The sequence below is a fragment of the Ensifer sp. ENS06 genome, from assembly GCF_014852205.1.
Taxonomy (GTDB): Bacteria; Pseudomonadota; Alphaproteobacteria; order Rhizobiales; family Rhizobiaceae; genus Ensifer; species Ensifer adhaerens.
Map to the genome: position 1 here is coordinate 15,530 of NZ_JACVBC010000008.1, position 18,306 is coordinate 33,835.

Here is an 18,306-nt window from a genome sequence, read left to right on the forward strand (position 1 = left end):
AAGTGCTTCACGTGAATCACAGCAGGCTTTCGAGTTCCGACAGCTTGTCGTTGACGAGCCAGCCGTAATAGTTTTCCTCCGGCCATTGCGCCTGACCGCTCTGGATCTTGGCGGCGAGCGCTGCCGCGCGGCCATCCGGATTGCCGACATTATAGAGCGTCGCGGTTACACCGGGGTTGGTCGAAATATCGACCCCTGCGATCGACTTGTAGGCGTCGATCGAGTGACGGATCGAGGCCGCCATATAGGCAAGCGAGACGTCCGGATCCATGATCGCCTCATAGACGCTGGCGGCATTGTTCTCGTCGAGGCGCTCATAGCCCGAGGTCTTTGCCACGATATCGGTCAGCATCAGGGCGGTCAGCGGGTTGATCTGACCAAGACCGAAGGTCTGGCCGGCGAAGAACGGCTGGAAGAAAACGGCGCTGAAACGGTTGTTCGGGTAGGACTTGCCGCCCACCGACTTGCCGCGGAAGTCGTTGTCCCAGACCCGCTCGCGGCAGCTCCACAGCGCATAGGCGCCCTTCTTGGCGCCGCATTCGGAAAATTGCGGCCGAGCCACGAATTCGGCGACGGTCTCGCCATCGTATCCGAACTGGAAGCTGTTGCCGGCATAGGCAGCCGCCTTGACGTAATAGGACTGCAGCCGATCGTAGGCGTCGACATTGTAGGTGTGTTCGCCGACGATGGCGCCGACCATGTGGATCGGCGCGATGCCATAGGCGCGCGACACAGACTTGATCTTGCTGATCAGCTGCTTGTCGGTGGCTAGCAGATCGCGGACCTTCTCGAACTTGGCATCGAAGGACGTGCGGCCGGCCTTGGTGCGGCGCACGGATGCGCCGGGGATCGCCGGTTGCTCGACGTTGCGGTTGCCCGGCGGAACGTCGGTCGCGGCGAATGACTGGCTTGCGCTCAGGCAAAACGTGGCGATAGCGAGCATGCAGGCGGTGAAACGCACGATCTCTTCTTCCTGTGACTGGTGGAGGCTGCCTCGGTCGGCGGGCCGCTCCTACGCCAAGATCATGTCGGAAAAATGCCCGGACCACGATCGATAACCGCGTCCGTGTTAGAAAAAATGCGGCCGCCTGTCGAGAGACAGGCGGCCTGCGTATTCAGGGTTGCGGGCGTTTGCATGGCCCTACGACCGAAATGTCACAGGATATAGCGCGACAGGTCGGTGTTGGCGGCGAGATCGCCGACATGCTTGCGCACATATTCAGCGTCGATCGTCACCTCGTGGCCGGCGCGGTCCGGCGCATTGAACGAGATCTCGTCCAGCACACGCTCCATCACGGTCTGCAGCCGGCGGGCGCCGATGTTCTCGACCGTGGCGTTCAACTGCACCGCCACGTCTGCAAGCGCATCAATTGCGTCATCGGTGAAGTCGAGCTTGACCTCTTCTGTGTCCAGAAGCGCCTTGTACTGGCGGATGAGGCTCGCCTCGGTTTCCGTCAGGATGCGGCGGAAGTCTTCCTTCGTCAGCGCGCGCAGCTCGACGCGGATCGGCAGGCGGCCCTGCAACTCCGGCAGCAGGTCCGAGGGCTTGGCCACGTGGAAGGCGCCGGACGCGATGAAGAGGATGTGGTCGGTCTTGACTGGCCCATACTTCGTCGCAACGGTCGTGCCTTCGACGAGCGGCAAGAGGTCCCGCTGTACGCCTTCACGCGATACGCCAGCACCCATGCCGCCTTCCCGCGAGGCGATCTTGTCGATCTCGTCGAGGAAGACGATGCCGTCGTCTTCGACTGCTTTCACGGCCTCGCGCTGGATCTGCTCGTTGTCGAGCAGCTTGTCGGACTCGTCGTCGATCAGCATGCCATAGGAGGCCTTGACGGTCGTCTTGACCTTCTTGGTGCGGCCGCCGAGCGCCTTGCCGAACATCTCCGAGAGATTGAGCACGCCGATATTGGCGCCCGGCATGCCCGGGATCTCGAAGCCGCCGCCCGGCGCGCCGGTCTCGGCGATGTCGATCTCGATTTCCTTGTCGTCGAGCTCGTTGGCCCGCAGCTTCTTGCGGAAGCTGTCGCGCGTTGCCGGCGACGCGGTGGCGCCGACCAGTGCATCGAGCACGCGCTCCTCGGCATTCTGGTGCGCCTTTGCCTTGACTTCGGCGCGGCGCTTTTCGCGCACGAGACCGATGCCGACTTCGACGAGGTCACGGATGATCTGCTCGACGTCGCGGCCGACATAGCCGACCTCGGTGAACTTGGTCGCCTCGACCTTGACGAAGGGCGCGCCGGCGAGCTTGGCGAGCCTCCTGGAAATCTCGGTCTTGCCGACGCCGGTCGGTCCGATCATCAGGATGTTCTTCGGCATCACCTCGTCGCGCAGCTCGTCCCCGAGCTGCTGGCGGCGCCAGCGGTTGCGGAGCGCGATCGCCACGGCGCGCTTGGCGTCGTTCTGGCCGATGATGAAACGGTCGAGTTCCGACACGATTTCTCTGGGTGAAAACGTACTCATGTAGTCCTCTCAAACTCGGTCCGCGTCAGCTCCATCAGGAGTGTGCGGCCGGACGTATCAATCCATTCTGCGTAAGGCACGAAGCCGGCCTTGGTGTAGGCGCTGACGGCCCTTCGGTTGCCGGCGTCAGGGTCGATCACGACGCGGGGGGCGCCGGCGGCAAAGAGCCGCCCGGCAAAGGCCCGGACCGCGAGCGATGCGACGCCCCTGCCCGTCAGTTCCGCCGGGCCGATGAAGATGTCGATACCGGGCACATCGGCCGGCATGTCCTTCGCCCAGGGCTCGTCGTCCGGGTACTGGGCCGGCACCCAGGACTGGATGTAGCCCGCCGGCTCGCCGGCCACGTGGAAGATGAAGCCTTCCACTTCTCCTGACGCGCAGCCTTCGCGGATCAGCTCCACTTCCTTGTCCGGGTCGCCCCACCATTGCCGCACATGCGGCTCGCTCAGCCAGGCATGCAGCAGCGGCAGGTGGCTATCGGCCACCGGCACGAAACTGACATGCGCGGGCTCATTGGGCATCCAGTGTCTCCACGACGATATTGTGGTTGGTGTAGACGCAGATGTCGCCGGCGATCTGCAGCGCCCTGCGGGCAATATCCTCGGCCGATTTGTCGCTGTCCATCAGCGCGCGGGCCGCGGCAAAGGCGTAGTTGCCGCCCGATCCGATGGCAATCGTGCCGTGCTCGGGTTCGAGAACGTCGCCGTTGCCGGTGATCGCCAGCGTGATCGACTTGTCGGCCACCAGCATCATCGCTTCGAGATTGCGCAGATACTTGTTGGTGCGCCAGTCCTTGGCGAGCTCGACGGCTGCCCGCATCAGCTGGTCGGGATACTGTTCGAGCTTTGCTTCGAGCCGTTCCAGCAGTGTGAAGGCATCGGCAGTGGCGCCGGCAAAGCCGGCGATCACGTCGCCCTTGGCAAGCCGCCGCACCTTGCGCGCGTTGCTCTTCATCACGGTCTGGCCGAGGCTCACCTGGCCGTCGCCGGCCATCACCACCTTGCCATCCTTGCGTACCGTGATGATGGTCGTCGCATGCATCGTTCCGTAGGGATTGTGTTCGCTCATGAAATTACCCGTAGGCCCCTGATACGCGGGGCATTGCGGCTCGTGACTCGAGCCTGGTTGCTTGAGGCCTATGTAAGTACGGCAGACGGGTTTGCAAATGGCAACAGGCCGCCGGCGCAATCTTCGTTCGGCGACTGTCACCGGATGATTCGAATCGACCGCTCAAGTTCTGGATATTTCAGCTTTTGCCTGATAAGGAGCCGCGTCAGCGTATACAGGAGAGCCCGATGGCAGAAGCCACGTCCAGCCGCACCGCAGAGGTTTCGCGAAAGACCAACGAAACCGCGGTATCCGTATCGGTCAACATCGACGGCACCGGAATCGCCAAGATTTCGACCGGCGTCGGTTTCTTCGACCATATGCTGGACCAGCTCGCCCGACATTCGCTGATCGACATGGAGATCAAGACTGACGGCGACCTGCATGTCGACGACCACCATACGGTCGAGGACACGGGCATTGCCATCGGCCAGGCGATTGCCAAGGCGCTTGGCGACCGGCGCGGCATCACCCGCTATGCCTCGCTCGATCTTGCGATGGACGAAACGATGACCCGCGCGGCAGTGGACGTTTCCGGCCGGCCGTTCCTCGTCTGGAACGTGACCTTCACCTCGCCGAAGATCGGCACCTTCGACACGGAACTCGTGCGCGAATTCTTCCAGGCGCTCGCCCAGCATGCCGGGATCACGCTGCATATCCAGAACATCTACGGCGCCAACAACCATCATATCGCCGAGACCTGCTTCAAGTCCGTCGCCCGCGTGCTCCGCACCGCAACCGAAATCGACCCGCGCCAGGCCGGCCGCGTTCCCTCGACCAAGGGGACCCTTGCCTAAGCGGCCAGTCACTGGCTTTGACTCATGGCTTCTTACATGATCCTCACCCCGCCGGGTGCCCGCGCCAACGACGAGCGGGCGCGCTTCGTCGCCGACGGCTTTTCCTGGTGGGCCTTCCTTTTCCCGGCGCTCTGGCTTCTCGCCAAGCGTCAATGGGCAATCGGAATCGCAGTTGCTGTTCTGCAGATCTCGTTAATATTCCTGTCGAACCACGAGAGCGGCTTCTTGCCATCTCTCCTGGCGCAGCTCGCGCTTCGGCTGGTGGTGGCGCTCGAAGGGCCTGTTCTGGTGGCACGCAGCCTGACGGCCCGTGACTGGACGCTGCGTTCCATCGTTCCGGCGCCCAATCTCGAAGCGGCCGAAGAGATCTATTTCACGAGCCTGGCTTCGAATGAGACCAAGCCCGCCGCCCCCTCCCCGGCCGACTGGACCGTGCGCAAGCCCTCAAGTGGCGGCCCCGGCCTCGGCCTTTTTGATTCCTACGGAGAACGCTGATGCGCGTCGCCATCATCGATTACGGCTCGGGCAATCTGCGCTCGGCCACCAAGGCCTTTGAACGGGCCGCCCGCGAAGCCGGCATTGCAGCCGAGATCGACCTTACCGACAAGCCGGAACGGGTGGCGAGCGCCGACCGCATCGTGCTTCCGGGAGTCGGCGCCTATGCCGATTGCCGCCGCGGCCTTGCTGCCGTCGACGGCATGGAGCAAGCGCTGACCGAGGCGGTCGAACAGGCTGGGCGACCCTTCCTCGGCATCTGCGTCGGCATGCAGCTGATGTCGTCGCGCGGACTTGAAAAGACCATCACCCATGGTTTTGGCTGGATCCCCGGCGATGTCGTCGAGATGACGCCCGCCGACACCACGCTGAAGATCCCGCAGATCGGCTGGAATACGCTGAAGCTCAAGCGCGAGCACCCGCTGTTTGACGGCATCCGTGTTGGCGAAGCCGGCCTGCATGCCTATTTTGTGCATTCGTACCACCTGGCCGCTGAGGACGCCGCCGACGTGGTCGCCGAGGCCGACTATGGCGGGCCGGTCACGGCCTTCGTCGCCAACGGCAACAAGGCGGGCTCGCAGTTCCACCCGGAAAAGAGCCAGGCGCTTGGCCTTGCCCTCATCTCGAATTTCCTGCGCTGGAAGCCCTGAGCTTTCGCACGACTGATTGGACAGACCCATGATCCTTTTTCCCGCGATCGACCTGAAAGACGGGCAATGCGTGCGCCTGAAGCTTGGCGACATGGACCAGGCGACGGTTTACAACCCCGACCCGGCGGCCCAGGCCCGCGCCTTTGAAGACCAGGGCTTCGAATGGCTGCACGTGGTCGACCTCAACGGCGCCTTTGCCGGTGAGACGGTCAACGGTACCGCCGTTGACGCCATTCTCAAGGCGACCAAAAACCCGGTGCAGCTCGGCGGCGGCATCCGCACGCTCGACCATATCGAAAACTGGCTGTCGCGCGGGCTTGCCCGCGTCATCCTCGGCACTGTCGCTGTCCGTGATCCGGCGCTCGTGATCGAGGCCTGCCGCAAATTCCCCGGCAAGGTCGCCGTCGGCATCGACGCCAAGGGCGGCAAGGTTGCCGTCGAAGGCTGGGCCGAGGCTTCCGAACTCGGCGTGATCGAGCTTGCCAAGAAGTTCGAGGGCGCCGGCGTTTCGGCGATCATCTATACCGACATCGACCGCGACGGCATCCTGACCGGTATCAACTGGGCTTCGACGCTGGAACTGGCGGACGCGGTTTCCATTCCTGTCATCGCATCGGGCGGTCTCGCCTCGATGGACGATATCCGCCGCATGGTCGAGCCGGACGCACGCAAGCTCGAAGGCGCCATCTCCGGCCGCGCGCTCTATGACGGCCGCATCGACCCGCAGGAGGCGCTGGAGCTGATCCGCGCTGCGAGAAAGGCTTGAACCATGACGCTTAAAGCCCGCGTTATCCCCTGCCTCGACGTCAAGGACGGCCGTGTCGTCAAGGGCGTCAACTTCGTCGACCTGATCGACGCCGGTGACCCCGTGGAAGCGGCCCGCGCCTATGACGCTGCCGGCGCCGACGAGCTCTGCTTCCTCGACATCACCGCGTCCTCGGACAATCGCGAGACGATCTTCGACGTCATCGCCCGTACGGCCGAACAGTGCTTCATGCCGCTGACCGTCGGCGGCGGCGTGCGCCAGGTTTCCGACATCCGCAAGCTGCTTCTGGCCGGCGCCGACAAGGTGTCAATCAACACGGCTGCGGTAAAGAACCCGGAATTCGTCGCCGAAGCCGCCGACAAGTTCGGCAACCAGTGCATCGTCGTCGCGATCGACGCCAAGAAGGTCTCGACGGATGGCGAAGCGGATCGCTGGGAGATCTTCACCCATGGCGGACGCCAGCCGACCGGCATCGACGCGATCGATTTTGCCCGTCGGGTGGTCGATCTCGGCGCCGGCGAGATCCTTTTGACCTCGATGGACCGTGACGGCACCAAGAGCGGCTATGACATCGCGCTTACCCGCGCCGTCGCCGACGCGGTCCGCGCGCCCGTTATCGCGTCGGGTGGCGTCGGCACACTCGACCACATGGTCGCCGGCATCAAGGACGGTCACGCGACCGCGGTCCTTGCCGCCTCCATCTTCCACTTCGGCACCTATAGCATTGGCGAAACCAAGCGCTATATGGCGGAGCATGGCATCGCCATGCGCCTCGACTGAGCTTCAGGATCTCCCATGGGCGACTTCACACTTTCCGACCTCGAAGCCATCGTCGCGACACGCGCGATGGCGGCGCCGGACGAATCCTGGACGGCAAAACTGGTGGCAAGCGGCCAGCCGAAGGCGGCGAAGAAACTCGGCGAGGAAGCGGTTGAAACCGTGATCGCGGCCATCAGCAACGACCGCGCAAATCTCATCGCCGAAAGCGCCGATCTCCTCTATCATCTAATGGTCGTATTGAAGATCGCCGACGTTCCGTTGCAGGATGTGCTCAACGAACTTCAGCGACGGACCAACCAATCCGGCCTGCAGGAAAAGGCAAATCGGCAGACCCCATGACGATCGCGGCGAAAGACATCGAAGCAGCCGACCTGCCCGACAACCTCCAGAAGCGGGACTACTCGCCCTATCATTTCTTCACCGCCGAGGAATGGTCGCGCTTTCGCGCCGATACGCCGATGACGCTGACGGCCGACGAGGTACAGCGGCTGCGATCGTTGAACGACCCCGTCGATCTCGGCGAGGTCCGGCAGATCTACCTGTCGCTGTCACGCCTGCTTTCGACCCATGTGGAATCGTCGCAGATGCTCTTCGAGCAGCGCAAGCGCTTCCTCAGCATGTCCGAGACGAAGACCCCCTTCGTCATCGGCATTGCCGGATCGGTCGCCGTCGGCAAGTCGACGACGGCCCGTATCCTGGCGCAGCTTCTGGCGCGTTGGCCGTCGAGCCCGAAGGTCGACCTGGTGACAACAGACGGTTTTCTCTATCCGAACGCCGTGCTCCAGCGCGAAAACATGATGGACCGCAAGGGCTTTCCGGAGAGCTACGACGTCGGCGCGCTCCTGCGCTTCCTGTCGGCGATCAAGGCCGGCCAGCCGAACGTCAAGGCGCCCAGCTATTCGCACCTGACCTATGACGTGCTGCCCGACCAGTTCACGGTCATCGACCGGCCAGATATCCTGATCTTCGAAGGCATCAACGTTCTGCAGTCGCGCAACCTGCCGGCCGACGGCAAGATCGTGCCGATGGTCTCGGATTTCTTTGACTTCTCGATCTATATCGATGCCGAGGAGAGCCTGATCCACAGCTGGTACGTCAACCGCTTCATGCGGCTGCGCGAAACCGCGTTCAAGAACCCGGAATCCTACTTCCACCGCTACGCCACGATCAGCGAGGATGCAGCCCGGGCCATTGCCGAGGGATTGTGGCACAACATCAACCTGAAGAACCTGCACCAGAACATCCTGCCGACACGCCCGCGCGCCGACCTGATCCTGCAAAAGGGCCCGAACCATCTGACCGAAAAGGTGGCGCTCAGGAAGCTCTAAGCTTTCGGTGCATCCTCAGGGATTGACGCGGCGGAGTGTCAGATTGACCCGCCCGCCATTCTTCAGCAGCGTCGACGTGCTCGGATAGATCCGGTCGACGCCATGGAAGGCGAGACGCCCTTCCCCACCCAGCACCACGACATCGCCGCTTTCCAGCCGGAAGGACATGGTCTGGCCGCCGCGCGTATTGCCACCCACGCGGAAGAGGCAGCTGTCACCAAGCGAGATCGAGACGACGGCGGTTTCAAGATCGCGCTCGTCGCGATCCTGGTGCAGCCCCATGCGGGCCTCTTCGGAATAGAAGTTTACCAGGCAGGCCTCGGGCGTCTTGCTGCTTGCGGAAACCGCATCCCAGATATCGAGCAGGATCTCCGGCATGACCGGCCAGGGGCGGCCGGTCACCGGATGCTGAGACTGGTAACGATAGCCGCGATCGCGATCCGTGACCCAGCCGAGCGCGCCGCAATTGGTCATGCGCACCGACATGGGTTTGCCAGTCTTCGGCATTTCCGGCACGAACAGCGGCGCTTCGGCAACGACTGACCGAATGGCCTCGACCAGTTGCTCTTGCCGGGCACGATCGAGATAACCCGGAATATGTCTGATCCCTTTCGGGAGCACCTGCATGAGAAGCAGTCCTTATTGTTCCAGGCCGAGAAGTGCCGCCGGCACACCGTAGCGAAGCGGCCAGCCGGCATAGGCCACATCCGTCGGCCCAACGACGTGATCGACCAGGTTCCAGCGGCCATTCTGGAAGCTGACGAGTGCGAACACCGTCAGACCATCCATCATGTCTGCCTCGTCGCGCAACCCGGTTTGCGAAAGCTCGATCGATCCGCCACCCGGCCGTTGCGGCTCGACCTGCATGAAGGCCCAGTTGGGTGCGGCACGCATGGTGGTGACGACGAATTCGACGGGACCGCGCATCTCGGCTTCGACCGCGGGGCGGATCGCGTCGAGGATGGCGGCACGCTCCGTACTGCCCTTGGCGGGTTCACGGAAAGGCTGCGCCAAAGAACCGCTGGCAAGCCAGAGGCTTGCCAGCGCGGCAACGACGAGAGAACGCCTGAAGGACACGCTCAGGCCGCATCCAGATCCGGAATGCGCAGAACCTGGCCGGGATAGATCTTGTCCGGATGGGTCAGCATCGGCTTGTTGGCTTCGAAGATCACCGTGTGCTTGGCGCCCTTGCCCTTGCCGTACTGCGCCTCGGCAATCTTCCAGAGGTTATCGCCCTTCTTGACCGTATAGAAGACGGGCTCCTTTGCCGGAGCAGGTGCTGCGCCGGCATCGGCGACCTTGAGTTCGGAGGCCTCGACTGCGGACACGCCGAGCGTGTTGCCGACGGCGACGACGGCCTTTTCGAAGACGCTCTGGTCCTTCACGACACCCTTCAGCACGACCTTGTCACCGGCCACTTCGACCTGCACGTCCTTGGTGCCGAGATCGTGGGATGCAAGTTCCTTCTGAACGCTTTCGGCATCCGGAGCATCGTCGTCGCCGCCGATACCAAGCTTCTTGCCGGCGTTCTTGATAAAGCTGAAAAGACCCATGAATATCTCCTTTTGCGAAAACACTGCTCGATAAGAGAGGGCGCTGCCCGCCAAAAGGCAAGGGAGCCGCAAAAAGAATCAATCGCCTCCAGGCCGGCCCCTGAGCTTCTTGATCTCCCCGCGACCCGACTTCTCCTTGAGACGCCGCTCGACGGAGCCGCGCGTCGGCTTGGTCTTCTTGCGCGGCGGCGGCGGGGGTTCGGCAGCCTTCAGGATCAACTCCTTCAGCCGCTCGCGCGCATCCTCGCGGTTGCGCTCCTGGCTGCGAAAGCGGCTCGCCTCGATCATCAGCACGCCCTCTTTCGAGGCGCGCTTGCCGGCGATCTTCAGGGCGTTGGCCTTGATGCGATCGGAAAGCGCCGGAGACGCCTGGACGTTGAAGAACAGCTGAACGGCGGTCGACACCTTGTTGACGTTCTGCCCGCCCGGGCCACCGGCCAGCACGAATTGCTCCGTTAGCTCCCAGCCGGCAAGGACGATATTGTCGTTTATGTAGAGCGGGTCGCTGGCCATGGTTCACCTCGGCCCGATCTATGGCACAGAGCGAACCCGTTGAAAACACTGCGGGGCCGCGCGTCTCATCAGAGGCGCAAAGGTCGCCGTAGCACTTTGGCTCGCCTTAGATCGAAGGGGATTTAAAGGGACACAGAGCGGGCGCGAAAGCGAAAAACCCGGCCACAAGGACCGGGTTTCACGTGAATCATAGCCGACAATGTTTATTCGGCGGCGATCTTCGTACCGGGAGCCGCGTCGCGAACGCTGCCGTCCACATGGCTCTCGAACTTGGCGAAGTTCGTGATGAACATGTCGACCAGGCGGCGGGCCTGTGCGTCATAGGCTGCACCATCGGCCCAGGTCGAGCGTGGGTCGAGGATGCCGTCGTCGACGCCCGGGACCGAGACTGGAACGGCAAAGCCGAAGTTGGCATCGGTGCGCAGTTCCGCAGCGTTCAGCGAACCGTCAAGCGCGGCCGCGAGCAGAGCGCGCGTCACCTTGATCGGCATGCGGCTGCCGGTGCCGTAGGCGCCGCCGGTCCAGCCCGTGTTCACCAGCCAGCAGGTGACGCCGTTCTTGGCGATCAGGTCCTTCAGCAAGTTGCCGTATTCCGACGGGTGACGCGGCATGAACGGTGCGCCGAAGCAGGTCGAGAAGGTGGCTTCCGGCTCGGTAACGCCCTTTTCCGTGCCGGCGACCTTGGCGGTGTAGCCGGAAAGGAAGTGGTACATCGCCTGTTCCGGCGTCAGCTTGGCAATCGGCGGCATGACGCCGAAGGCATCGGCGGTCAGCATGATGATGGTGCGCGGCTGCGGTGCGGTGCCGGTGGCGCTGGCATTCGGGATGAAGTCGAGCGGATAGGCGCAACGGGTGTTTTCCGTCAGCGAACCGTCGTCGAAATCAGGAACGCGGCGCTCGTCAAGCACGACGTTTTCCATGACGGTGCCAAAGCGGCGGGTGGTCGCATAGATTTCCGGCTCGGCGGCTTCCGACAGGCGGATCGCCTTGGCGTAGCAGCCGCCTTCGAAGTTGAAGACGCCCTGCTCGCCCCAGCCGTGCTCGTCGTCGCCGATCAGCGTGCGGGTCGGGTCGGCCGAAAGCGTCGTCTTGCCAGTGCCGGAGAGGCCGAAGAAGATCGCGGTGTCGCCGGCCGCGCCCACGTTTGCCGAGCAGTGCATCGGCATGACGCCCTTCTTCGGCAGCAGGTAGTTGAGAACGGTGAAGACCGACTTCTTCATTTCGCCGGCATAGGACGTGCCGCCGATGAGGATCAGGCCGTTGGTGAAGTCGCAGGCGATGACCGTCTCGGTGCGGCAGCCGTAGCGCTCCGGATCCGCCTTGAAGCTCGGCAGATCGATGATCGTCAGCTTCGGCAGGAAGGAGCCGAGCGCTTCGCGGGCTGGGCGAATCAGCAGATTGCGGATGAACAGCGAATGCCAAGCGTACTCGGTAACGACGCGCGTCGGCAGGGCGTTGTCGGCATCGGCGCCGCCAACCAGGTCCTGCACATAGAGCGACATGCCCTTGGCGTGCTCAAGCATATCCTTGCGCAGCAGGGCAAAATGCTCCGGAGACATCGGCTTGTTGTTGTCCCACCAGATCTGGTCGTCGGTGTTCGCATCGCGAACGACGAACTTGTCCTTCGGCGAGCGACCGGTGTGCTGGCCGGTACGGGCGACGAGCGCACCGTGTGCCGTCAGCTCAGCCTCGCCGCGGCGAAGAGCTTCCTCATAAAGCTCTGCGGCTTCGAGGTTGTACCGAACCGTTTCCAGGTCGATAAAGCCGAGTTTTTCCAAGCCGTTCGCGAGATTGCGAGTGCCGAGTTGCTCCATGGTCAAGCTTCCTTCGTGTTTGGCCATTGGCGTTGAATTTCGCCGGACCTTACTTGCATGCTCGCTCAAAAACAAGGCGACGTCAAAAAAAGAATAATGATTTCAGTATATTAATCGATTTAAAGAAAATTATCGTTTTTTTAATCGGTTGAAATCGGCCTCCCGAACACCGATCTGACAGGACCTATCCTATCGTCACGACAGGTGCTTTTTGGGCTTCGCCACAATTTGTTCCACCTTTATACTCACTAACGCACCCGTGACTCGCGAATGCCGGAGTTTTCGGGGACGGGACCGGCACCTCAAAAGACGGAGTTGAACACGATGCAGACCATCGCGCTTGTCGATGATGACCGGAATATTCTGACGTCCGTATCCATCGCCCTGGAGGCAGAAGGCTACAAAGTCGAGACCTATACCGACGGCGCTTCCGCGCTCGAAGGCCTGCTCGCCCGGCCGCCGCAGCTTGCGATCTTCGACATCAAGATGCCGCGTATGGACGGCATGGAATTGCTGCGCCGCCTAAGGCAGAAGTCGGACCTGCCGGTGATCTTCCTCACCTCCAAGGATGAAGAGATCGACGAACTCTTCGGCCTGAAGATGGGCGCCGACGACTTCATCACCAAGCCGTTTTCGCAGCGCCTTCTGGTCGAACGCGTCAAGGCGATCCTACGCCGCGCCGCCAACCGCGAAGCCGCGGCCGCCAATCCGAACAATGCCGTCAAGGCAACCGACGCGCCGTCGCGCTCGCTCGAGCGCGGGCAGTTGGTGATGGACCAGGAGCGCCACACCTGCACCTGGAAGAGCGAGCCGGTGACCCTGACGGTGACGGAATTCCTCATTCTTCATTCGCTGGCGCAGCGCCCGGGCGTGGTGAAGAGCCGCGACGCACTGATGGACGCGGCCTATGACGAACAGGTCTATGTCGACGACCGCACCATCGACAGCCACATCAAGCGGCTGCGCAAGAAGTTCAAGATGGTCGACAACGACTTCGACATGATCGAGACGCTTTACGGCGTCGGCTATCGTTTCCGGGAGAGTGCCTGAGCCTCGGGGCTTGCCATCGCGCCCAGAGTGGCGCATTTGAAGCGGCGCGATGGTGATGGCCTCATCTGAGGCTCGACACGATCTCCGCCGTCTTCGGATCAAAACCATGGAAGGCGGCGCAACCGGCCGGCAGCGCCGCCGCTATCGAACGATTATGAAGGACAGTCCGCGCGGGAGCGGGACATTTGGTAGAAGTCTTGCACGGCGACATTGAAGACACTGACGGGCGTGCCCAGGCACTGAAGGGCCAGCGCCGCTGGGCGCATCCCTTCACGCTCATTCGTCGTCTCTTCGGCAATGCCGTCTTCTCGAGCCTCACCCGCCGTATCGTCTTCTTCAACCTGGTGGCGCTCGTCGTTCTGGTCGGCGGCATCATGTACCTCAACCAGTTCCGCGAGGGGCTGATCGACGCGCGCGTCGAAAGCCTTTTGACCCAGGGCGAAATCATCGCCGGCGCGATCTCGGCTTCCGCCTCGGTCGATACCAATTCGATCACCATCGATCCCGAAAAGCTGCTGGAACTGCAGGCCGGCCAGAGCATCACGCCGCTGCCGAGCGACGAGGATCTCGACTTCCCGATCATCCAGGAGCGTGTCGCGCCGGTTCTGCGCCGGCTGATCTCGCCGACGCGCACCCGCGCCCGGCTGTTCGACGCGGACGCCGACCTGCTGCTCGATTCGCGCCATCTCTATAGCGGCGGCCAGGTGCTGCGCTTCGACCTGCCGCCGATCGAGCCGGAGGCGACGGGCATCGGCGAAAAGCTCAACAGCTGGCTGAACAAGCTTTTGCAGCCGGGCAATCTGCCGCTCTATAAAGAACCGCCGGGTGGCAACGGCTCGATCTACCCTGAGGTGACCAATGCTCTGACGGGCGTGCGCGGCTATGTCGAGCGCGTTACCGAGAAGGGCGAGCTCATCGTTTCCGTGGCGGTGCCCGTCCAGCGCTTCCGCGCCGTTCTCGGCGTGCTCCTGCTTTCGACCCAGGCCGGCGACATCGACAAGATCGTCCAGGCCGAGCGACTCGCCATCATCCGCGTCTTCGGCGTCGCGGCGCTCGTCAACATCATCCTGTCGCTGCTTCTGTCGTCGACGATCGCCAATCCGCTGCGCAGGCTTGCGGCAGCAGCGGTGCGCGTGCGCCGCGGCGGCGCCAAGGAGCGCGAGGAAATTCCCGACTTCTCCTCGCGCCAGGACGAGATCGGCAACCTCTCGGTCGCGCTGCGTGAGATGACGACCGCGCTCTATGACCGGATCGCCGCGATCGAAAACTTTGCCGCCGACGTCAGCCACGAGCTGAAAAACCCCCTCACCTCACTGCGTAGCGCCGTCGAGACGCTGCCTTTGGCGCGGACCGACGAATCGAAGAAGCGGCTGATGGACGTCATCCAGCATGACGTCCGCCGTCTCGACCGCCTGATCAGCGATATCTCGGACGCCTCGCGTCTCGACGCGGAACTTGCCCGCAGCGACGCCAAGACGATCGATCTCGAAAAACTCCTCGGCGACCTCGTCGATATCTCGCGACAGGTCCGCAGCAAGAAGAAGGCGGTGCTGCTCGATTTCGTCATCGACCGCAAGGACAGCCCCAAGGCGCGCTTTGCCGTCAGCGGCTACGACCTGCGCATCGGCCAGATCATTACCAACCTGATCGAAAACGCCCGTTCCTTCGTTCCCGAGGACGGCGGGCGGATCGTCGTGCGCCTCACCCGCTCGCGCTCGCGCTGCCTCGTCTATGTCGAGGACAACGGCCCGGGCATCCAGGCCGAAGACATCGACCGCATTTTCGAGCGCTTCTATACCGACCGGCCGGAAGGCGAGGATTTTGGACAGAACTCCGGCCTCGGGCTGTCGATCTCCAGGCAGATCGCCGAAGCCCATGGCGGCACGCTCAAGGCCGAGAACATCGCCGGACCGGATGGCCATATCACCGGCGCGCGCTTCGTCCTGTCCCTGCCCGCCGAGCCGCACGCGTGACAACGGCCCGCGCCAATGTCCACGGCACCGCAATCGTGCTCGGGACACGCGGCTTCCTGCTTACCGGCCCGTCCGGCAGCGGCAAATCCAGACTGGCGCTCGCCTGCATCACGGCCGCCCGGCAGACCGGACATTTCGCGGCGCTCGTCGCCGACGACCGGGTGGATCTTGCGCTCGAACACGACCGGATCGTGGCGCGCTGCCCGCCCTCCATTCACGGCCTCATCGAAATCCGCGGCGCCGGCATCGGCACGATCGAAACCGTGCCTGCCGCCGTGATGGACTGGGCCATTCTGCCCGTCGCCGCCCCATTCGACCCGCGGCTACCGCCCGAAGACGAGACATTGCCCCTGCCACTCGGGCGCGTATTGCCGATTGTTCGCGTTCCCGTTGAAGAAGGCGCCCAGGTTCTCAATATTTTGCAGGCGCTCATCGCTGAAAAAATAGGTTTCTAGCCCGATTTACCGTCAGCGCGACCGGAATTTCGGCATTTTTGGCTTGCACTTCCCCTTTTCCTTGCCAAGATGCCCTCCCCAACAGGTGGACGAAATTGCTGCATTGCGATATCTGGCCATCAGTGAATTGCGTGTGCAGTTGGAGCGAAGATACCCATGATCGGACTTGTGCTTGTCACCCATGGCAAGCTGGCTGAGGAATTTCGACATGCGCTTGAGCATGTTGTCGGTCCGCAAAAAGCTATAGAGACCGTCTGCATCGGCCCCGAGGACGACATGGACCAGCGTCGGCAGGATATCCTCGACGCGGTCACCAATGTCGACGAAGGCAACGGCGTCATCATTCTCACCGACATGTTCGGCGGGACCCCCTCCAACCTCGCCATCTCGGTGATGCGCAGCGGCACCGTCGAAGTGATCGCCGGCGTCAACCTGCCGATGCTGATCAAGCTTGCCGGCGTGCGCGGCGAGAGCGACATGGACAAGGCACTTGTCGAGGCCTCCGAGGCCGGGCGGAAATACATCAACGTCGCCAGCCGCGTCCTGAGTGGAAAGTAATGGATCACCGCCCCGACATGTCGCTGACGCGCGAACTGCTGATCATCAACAAGCGAGGCCTGCATGCGCGGGCGTCAGCAAAGTTCGTGCAGACGGTTGAGGCCTATGACGCCGAGATCACCGTTTCGAAGGACGGCATGACCGTTGGCGGAACCTCGATCATGGGGCTGATGATGCTGGCCGCCAGCACCGGCTGCAGCGTTTGCGTGACCGCCAGCGGCGCGCAGGCCGAAGAGGCCCTGAACGCGCTCGACGCTCTGGTCGCCGACAAGTTTGGCGAAGAAATCTGACGGCAATATAAAGATATAAAGACTTCTTTATATCGAGGTTGCTCTCCACCCTGAATCCTGATAGATCGGTCGCACTCTCACCGCGTCGTATAGGCGTGGGAGGCATAATCGCGCCGCGGAGATGGCCAAGGCCGCGCGGCTTGAAGAGATCAGCCCGGAGAACTCCATGACCACCACTCAGGACTACATCGTCGCCGACATCGGACTTGCCGATTTCGGGCGCAAGGAAATTGCGATCGCCGAAACGGAAATGCCGGGCCTGATGGCCTGCCGCGAAGAGTTCGGCGCTTCGAAGCCGCTGAAGGGCGCGCGCATCACCGGCTCGCTGCACATGACCATCCAGACCGCCGTCCTCATCGAGACGCTGGTCGCACTCGGCGCCGACGTACGCTGGGCTTCGTGCAACATCTTCTCGACCCAGGACCACGCCGCAGCCGCGATCGCCGCCAGCGGCGTTCCGGTCTTCGCCGTCAAGGGTGAGACGCTCGAAGAATACTGGACCTACACGGACAAGATCTTCCAGTGGGCCGACGGTGGCGTCTCGAACATGATCCTCGACGATGGTGGCGACGCCACCATGTACATCCTGCTCGGCGCCCGCGCCGAAGCCGGCGAGGACGTGCTCTCCAACCCGGGCTCCGAGGAAGAAGAAATCCTCGTCGCGCAGATCAAGAAGCGCCTTGCCGCTTCGCCGGGCTGGTTCACCAAGCAGCGCGACGCGATCAAGGGCGTGACCGAAGAAACCACCACCGGCGTCAACCGCCTCTACCAGCTCCAGGCCAAGGGCCTGCTGCCCTTCCCGGCGATCAACGTCAACGACAGCGTCACCAAGTCGAAGTTCGACAACAAGTACGGCTGCAAGGAATCGCTGGTCGACGGCATCCGCCGCGGCACCGACGTGATGATGGCCGGCAAGGTCGCCGTCGTCTGCGGTTACGGCGACGTCGGCAAGGGTTCGGCCGCCTCGCTTTCCGGCGCCGGCGCCCGCGTCAAGGTCACTGAAATCGACCCGATCTGCGCGCTCCAGGCCGCCATGGACGGCTTCGAAGTCGTCCAGCTCGAAGACGTCGTCTCCTCGGCCGACATCTTCATCACGACGACCGGCAACAAAGACGTCATCCGCATGGACCACATGCGCGAGATGAAGGACATGGCGATCGTCGGCAACATCGGCCACTTCGACAACGAGATCCAGGTCTCGGCTCTGCGTAACCTCAAGTGGACGAACATCAAGCCGCAGGTCGACATGATCGAGTTCCCGAAGGGCAATCGCATGATCCTGCTTTCGGAAGGTCGCCTGCTCAACCTCGGCAACGCCACCGGTCACCCGTCCTTCGTGATGTCGGCCTCGTTCTCCAACCAGGTCCTGGCCCAGATCGAGCTCTTCACCAAGGGTGAGAAGTACAAGAACGAAGTCTACGTCCTGCCCAAGGCGCTCGACGAGAAGGTCGCTCGCCTGCACCTCAAGAAGCTCGGCGCCAAGCTTTCGGAACTTTCCGAAGAGCAGGCCGACTACATCGGCGTGAAGACGCAGGGTCCGTTCAAGGCTGAGCACTACCGGTACTAATCCTTACCCGGGCAATCCACAACATCTTGTGGCCGCGTTCTTGACAAGAGAGCGCGGCCGCTTTTTTGGGCCTCTCCCTTCCCGACGATTCGACTAGGAAGTATGCTCTAACCCATTGATTCGTGATGCCGGTGCGGACCTTGGGCA

The 18,306-nt window shown here is 62.7% G+C and carries 22 protein-coding genes; 13 read left to right on the forward strand and 9 right to left on the reverse strand.

The annotated features are described in order from the left end of the window. Positions 1 to 16 precede the first annotated feature (16 nt). The 4 genes from IB279_RS24250 to hslV form a co-directional block, all read right to left on the reverse strand. Positions 17 to 961 (reverse strand): DUF1402 family protein, encoded by a 945-nt coding sequence (locus IB279_RS24250; RefSeq protein ID WP_112772883.1) that lies wholly within the window; start codon positions 959 to 961, stop codon positions 17 to 19. Positions 962 to 1,155: 194 nt separating this feature from the next. Beyond that, positions 1,156 to 2,463, reverse strand: coding sequence for an ATP-dependent protease ATPase subunit HslU (hslU, locus tag IB279_RS24255; RefSeq protein WP_034802146.1), 1,308 nt, complete (start codon positions 2,461 to 2,463; stop codon positions 1,156 to 1,158). Next, positions 2,460 to 2,984 (reverse strand): GNAT family N-acetyltransferase, encoded by a 525-nt coding sequence (locus tag IB279_RS24260; protein ID WP_060608910.1) that lies wholly within the window; start codon positions 2,982 to 2,984, stop codon positions 2,460 to 2,462. Before IB279_RS24260 ends, hslU begins: the two co-directional genes overlap by 4 nt. Next, the gene (gene hslV, locus IB279_RS24265) at positions 2,974 to 3,531 is read right to left on the reverse strand and encodes an ATP-dependent protease subunit HslV (RefSeq protein WP_051659613.1); all 558 of its coding nucleotides are present in this window, start codon (positions 3,529 to 3,531) and stop codon (positions 2,974 to 2,976) included. The genes IB279_RS24260 and hslV overlap by 11 nt, the downstream gene beginning before the upstream one ends. A gap of 227 nt (positions 3,532 to 3,758) precedes the next feature. Here hslV and hisB point away from each other — a divergent pair, with 227 nt between their 5' ends. The 7 genes from hisB to coaA are packed head-to-tail and all read left to right on the forward strand — an operon-like array spanning position 3,759 to position 8,386. Then, complete coding sequence (hisB, locus tag IB279_RS24270) at positions 3,759 to 4,367, forward strand: imidazoleglycerol-phosphate dehydratase HisB (protein ID WP_034802151.1); 609 nt, start codon at positions 3,759 to 3,761, stop codon at positions 4,365 to 4,367. A 24-nt stretch (positions 4,368 to 4,391) separates the two neighbouring features. Continuing rightward, a complete protein-coding gene (locus IB279_RS24275; protein WP_060521554.1) occupies positions 4,392 to 4,862 on the forward strand; it encodes a DUF2628 domain-containing protein in 471 nt (156 codons plus the stop codon). Next, positions 4,862 to 5,512, forward strand: a complete 651-nt coding sequence (gene hisH / locus IB279_RS24280) for an imidazole glycerol phosphate synthase subunit HisH (RefSeq protein ID WP_112772882.1) — start codon at positions 4,862 to 4,864, stop codon at positions 5,510 to 5,512. Before IB279_RS24275 ends, hisH begins: the two co-directional genes overlap by 1 nt. A gap of 28 nt (positions 5,513 to 5,540) precedes the next feature. Further along, a complete protein-coding gene (gene hisA / locus IB279_RS24285; RefSeq protein ID WP_060521552.1) occupies positions 5,541 to 6,278 on the forward strand; it encodes a 1-(5-phosphoribosyl)-5-[(5-phosphoribosylamino)methylideneamino]imidazole-4-carboxamide isomerase in 738 nt (245 codons plus the stop codon). Between the two features lie 3 nt (positions 6,279 to 6,281). Continuing rightward, a complete protein-coding gene (gene hisF, locus IB279_RS24290) occupies positions 6,282 to 7,058 on the forward strand; it encodes an imidazole glycerol phosphate synthase subunit HisF (RefSeq protein ID WP_034802161.1) in 777 nt (258 codons plus the stop codon). A gap of 15 nt (positions 7,059 to 7,073) precedes the next feature. Then, positions 7,074 to 7,397: a phosphoribosyl-ATP diphosphatase gene (locus tag IB279_RS24295; protein WP_034802164.1), complete on the forward strand. Its 324-nt coding sequence runs from the start codon at positions 7,074 to 7,076 to the stop codon at positions 7,395 to 7,397. Next, entirely contained in the window at positions 7,394 to 8,386 is a 993-nt protein-coding gene (gene coaA, locus IB279_RS24300; RefSeq protein WP_060521550.1) for a type I pantothenate kinase, read from the forward strand. The genes IB279_RS24295 and coaA overlap by 4 nt, the downstream gene beginning before the upstream one ends. A 15-nt stretch (positions 8,387 to 8,401) precedes the next feature. On the opposite strand, the gene IB279_RS24305 is transcribed toward coaA, so the two are convergent. The 5 genes from IB279_RS24305 to IB279_RS24325 form a co-directional block, all read right to left on the reverse strand. Continuing rightward, the gene (locus tag IB279_RS24305) at positions 8,402 to 9,013 is read right to left on the reverse strand and encodes an alpha-ketoglutarate-dependent dioxygenase AlkB (RefSeq protein ID WP_060521549.1); all 612 of its coding nucleotides are present in this window, start codon (positions 9,011 to 9,013) and stop codon (positions 8,402 to 8,404) included. Between the two features lie 12 nt (positions 9,014 to 9,025). Continuing rightward, the gene (locus IB279_RS24310; RefSeq protein WP_034802172.1) at positions 9,026 to 9,463 is read right to left on the reverse strand and encodes a hypothetical protein; all 438 of its coding nucleotides are present in this window, start codon (positions 9,461 to 9,463) and stop codon (positions 9,026 to 9,028) included. Positions 9,464 to 9,465: 2 nt separating this feature from the next. After that, entirely contained in the window at positions 9,466 to 9,939 is a 474-nt protein-coding gene (lysM, locus tag IB279_RS24315) for a peptidoglycan-binding protein LysM (protein ID WP_034802175.1), read from the reverse strand. A gap of 78 nt (positions 9,940 to 10,017) precedes the next feature. Next, a complete protein-coding gene (arfB, locus tag IB279_RS24320; protein ID WP_034801693.1) occupies positions 10,018 to 10,452 on the reverse strand; it encodes an alternative ribosome rescue aminoacyl-tRNA hydrolase ArfB in 435 nt (144 codons plus the stop codon). A 203-nt stretch (positions 10,453 to 10,655) separates the two neighbouring features. Beyond that, complete coding sequence (locus IB279_RS24325; RefSeq protein WP_060608919.1) at positions 10,656 to 12,266, reverse strand: phosphoenolpyruvate carboxykinase; 1,611 nt, start codon at positions 12,264 to 12,266, stop codon at positions 10,656 to 10,658. Between the two features lie 324 nt (positions 12,267 to 12,590). Here IB279_RS24325 and chvI point away from each other — a divergent pair, with 324 nt between their 5' ends. The 6 genes from chvI (at position 12,591) to ahcY (ending at position 18,159) form a co-directional block, all read left to right on the forward strand. Then, on the forward strand, positions 12,591 to 13,316 hold the full coding sequence (chvI, locus tag IB279_RS24330) for a two-component system response regulator ChvI (protein ID WP_060521546.1): 726 nt from the start codon (positions 12,591 to 12,593) through the stop codon (positions 13,314 to 13,316). A 239-nt stretch (positions 13,317 to 13,555) separates the two neighbouring features. Further along, entirely contained in the window at positions 13,556 to 15,289 is a 1,734-nt protein-coding gene (locus IB279_RS24335) for a sensor histidine kinase (protein WP_218685636.1), read from the forward strand. Then, complete coding sequence (locus IB279_RS24340) at positions 15,286 to 15,744, forward strand: HPr kinase/phosphorylase (RefSeq protein WP_112772881.1); 459 nt, start codon at positions 15,286 to 15,288, stop codon at positions 15,742 to 15,744. Before IB279_RS24335 ends, IB279_RS24340 begins: the two co-directional genes overlap by 4 nt. 156 nt (positions 15,745 to 15,900) lie before the next feature. Further along, positions 15,901 to 16,302 carry a PTS sugar transporter subunit IIA gene (locus IB279_RS24345; RefSeq protein WP_034801684.1) on the forward strand — a complete coding sequence of 134 codons (402 nt, stop codon included), beginning with the start codon at positions 15,901 to 15,903 and terminating at the stop codon, positions 16,300 to 16,302. Then, positions 16,302 to 16,592, forward strand: coding sequence for an HPr family phosphocarrier protein (locus IB279_RS24350; RefSeq protein ID WP_043624332.1), 291 nt, complete (start codon positions 16,302 to 16,304; stop codon positions 16,590 to 16,592). Before IB279_RS24345 ends, IB279_RS24350 begins: the two co-directional genes overlap by 1 nt. Positions 16,593 to 16,758: 166 nt before the next feature. After that, complete coding sequence (ahcY, locus tag IB279_RS24355; RefSeq protein ID WP_034801698.1) at positions 16,759 to 18,159, forward strand: adenosylhomocysteinase; 1,401 nt, start codon at positions 16,759 to 16,761, stop codon at positions 18,157 to 18,159. Positions 18,160 to 18,306: the final 147 nt, after the last annotated feature.

Bases quoted from the DNA above. Each gene is read 5' to 3' on its own strand.
- ahcY (WP_034801698.1), top strand. From the start codon at position 16,759: ATGACCACCACTCAGGACTACATCGTCGCCGACATCGGACTTGCCGAT.
- hisH (WP_112772882.1), top strand. From the start codon at position 4,862: ATGCGCGTCGCCATCATCGATTACGGCTCGGGCAATCTGCGCTCGGCC.
- IB279_RS24305 (WP_060521549.1), bottom strand. From the start codon at position 9,013: ATGCAGGTGCTCCCGAAAGGGATCAGACATATTCCGGGTTATCTCGAT.
- lysM (WP_034802175.1), bottom strand. From the start codon at position 9,939: ATGGGTCTTTTCAGCTTTATCAAGAACGCCGGCAAGAAGCTTGGTATC.
- IB279_RS24295 (WP_034802164.1), top strand. From the start codon at position 7,074: ATGGGCGACTTCACACTTTCCGACCTCGAAGCCATCGTCGCGACACGC.
- hisA (WP_060521552.1), top strand. From the start codon at position 5,541: ATGATCCTTTTTCCCGCGATCGACCTGAAAGACGGGCAATGCGTGCGC.
- IB279_RS24260 (WP_060608910.1), bottom strand. From the start codon at position 2,984: ATGCCCAATGAGCCCGCGCATGTCAGTTTCGTGCCGGTGGCCGATAGC.
- arfB (WP_034801693.1), bottom strand. From the start codon at position 10,452: ATGGCCAGCGACCCGCTCTACATAAACGACAATATCGTCCTTGCCGGC.
- hisB (WP_034802151.1), top strand. From the start codon at position 3,759: ATGGCAGAAGCCACGTCCAGCCGCACCGCAGAGGTTTCGCGAAAGACC.
- IB279_RS24325 (WP_060608919.1), bottom strand. From the start codon at position 12,266: ATGGAGCAACTCGGCACTCGCAATCTCGCGAACGGCTTGGAAAAACTC.
- hisF (WP_034802161.1), top strand. From the start codon at position 6,282: ATGACGCTTAAAGCCCGCGTTATCCCCTGCCTCGACGTCAAGGACGGC.
- IB279_RS24275 (WP_060521554.1), top strand. From the start codon at position 4,392: ATGGCTTCTTACATGATCCTCACCCCGCCGGGTGCCCGCGCCAACGAC.
- IB279_RS24345 (WP_034801684.1), top strand. From the start codon at position 15,901: ATGATCGGACTTGTGCTTGTCACCCATGGCAAGCTGGCTGAGGAATTT.
- coaA (WP_060521550.1), top strand. From the start codon at position 7,394: ATGACGATCGCGGCGAAAGACATCGAAGCAGCCGACCTGCCCGACAAC.
- hslU (WP_034802146.1), bottom strand. From the start codon at position 2,463: ATGAGTACGTTTTCACCCAGAGAAATCGTGTCGGAACTCGACCGTTTC.
- IB279_RS24350 (WP_043624332.1), top strand. From the start codon at position 16,302: ATGGATCACCGCCCCGACATGTCGCTGACGCGCGAACTGCTGATCATC.
- chvI (WP_060521546.1), top strand. From the start codon at position 12,591: ATGCAGACCATCGCGCTTGTCGATGATGACCGGAATATTCTGACGTCC.
- hslV (WP_051659613.1), bottom strand. From the start codon at position 3,531: ATGAGCGAACACAATCCCTACGGAACGATGCATGCGACGACCATCATC.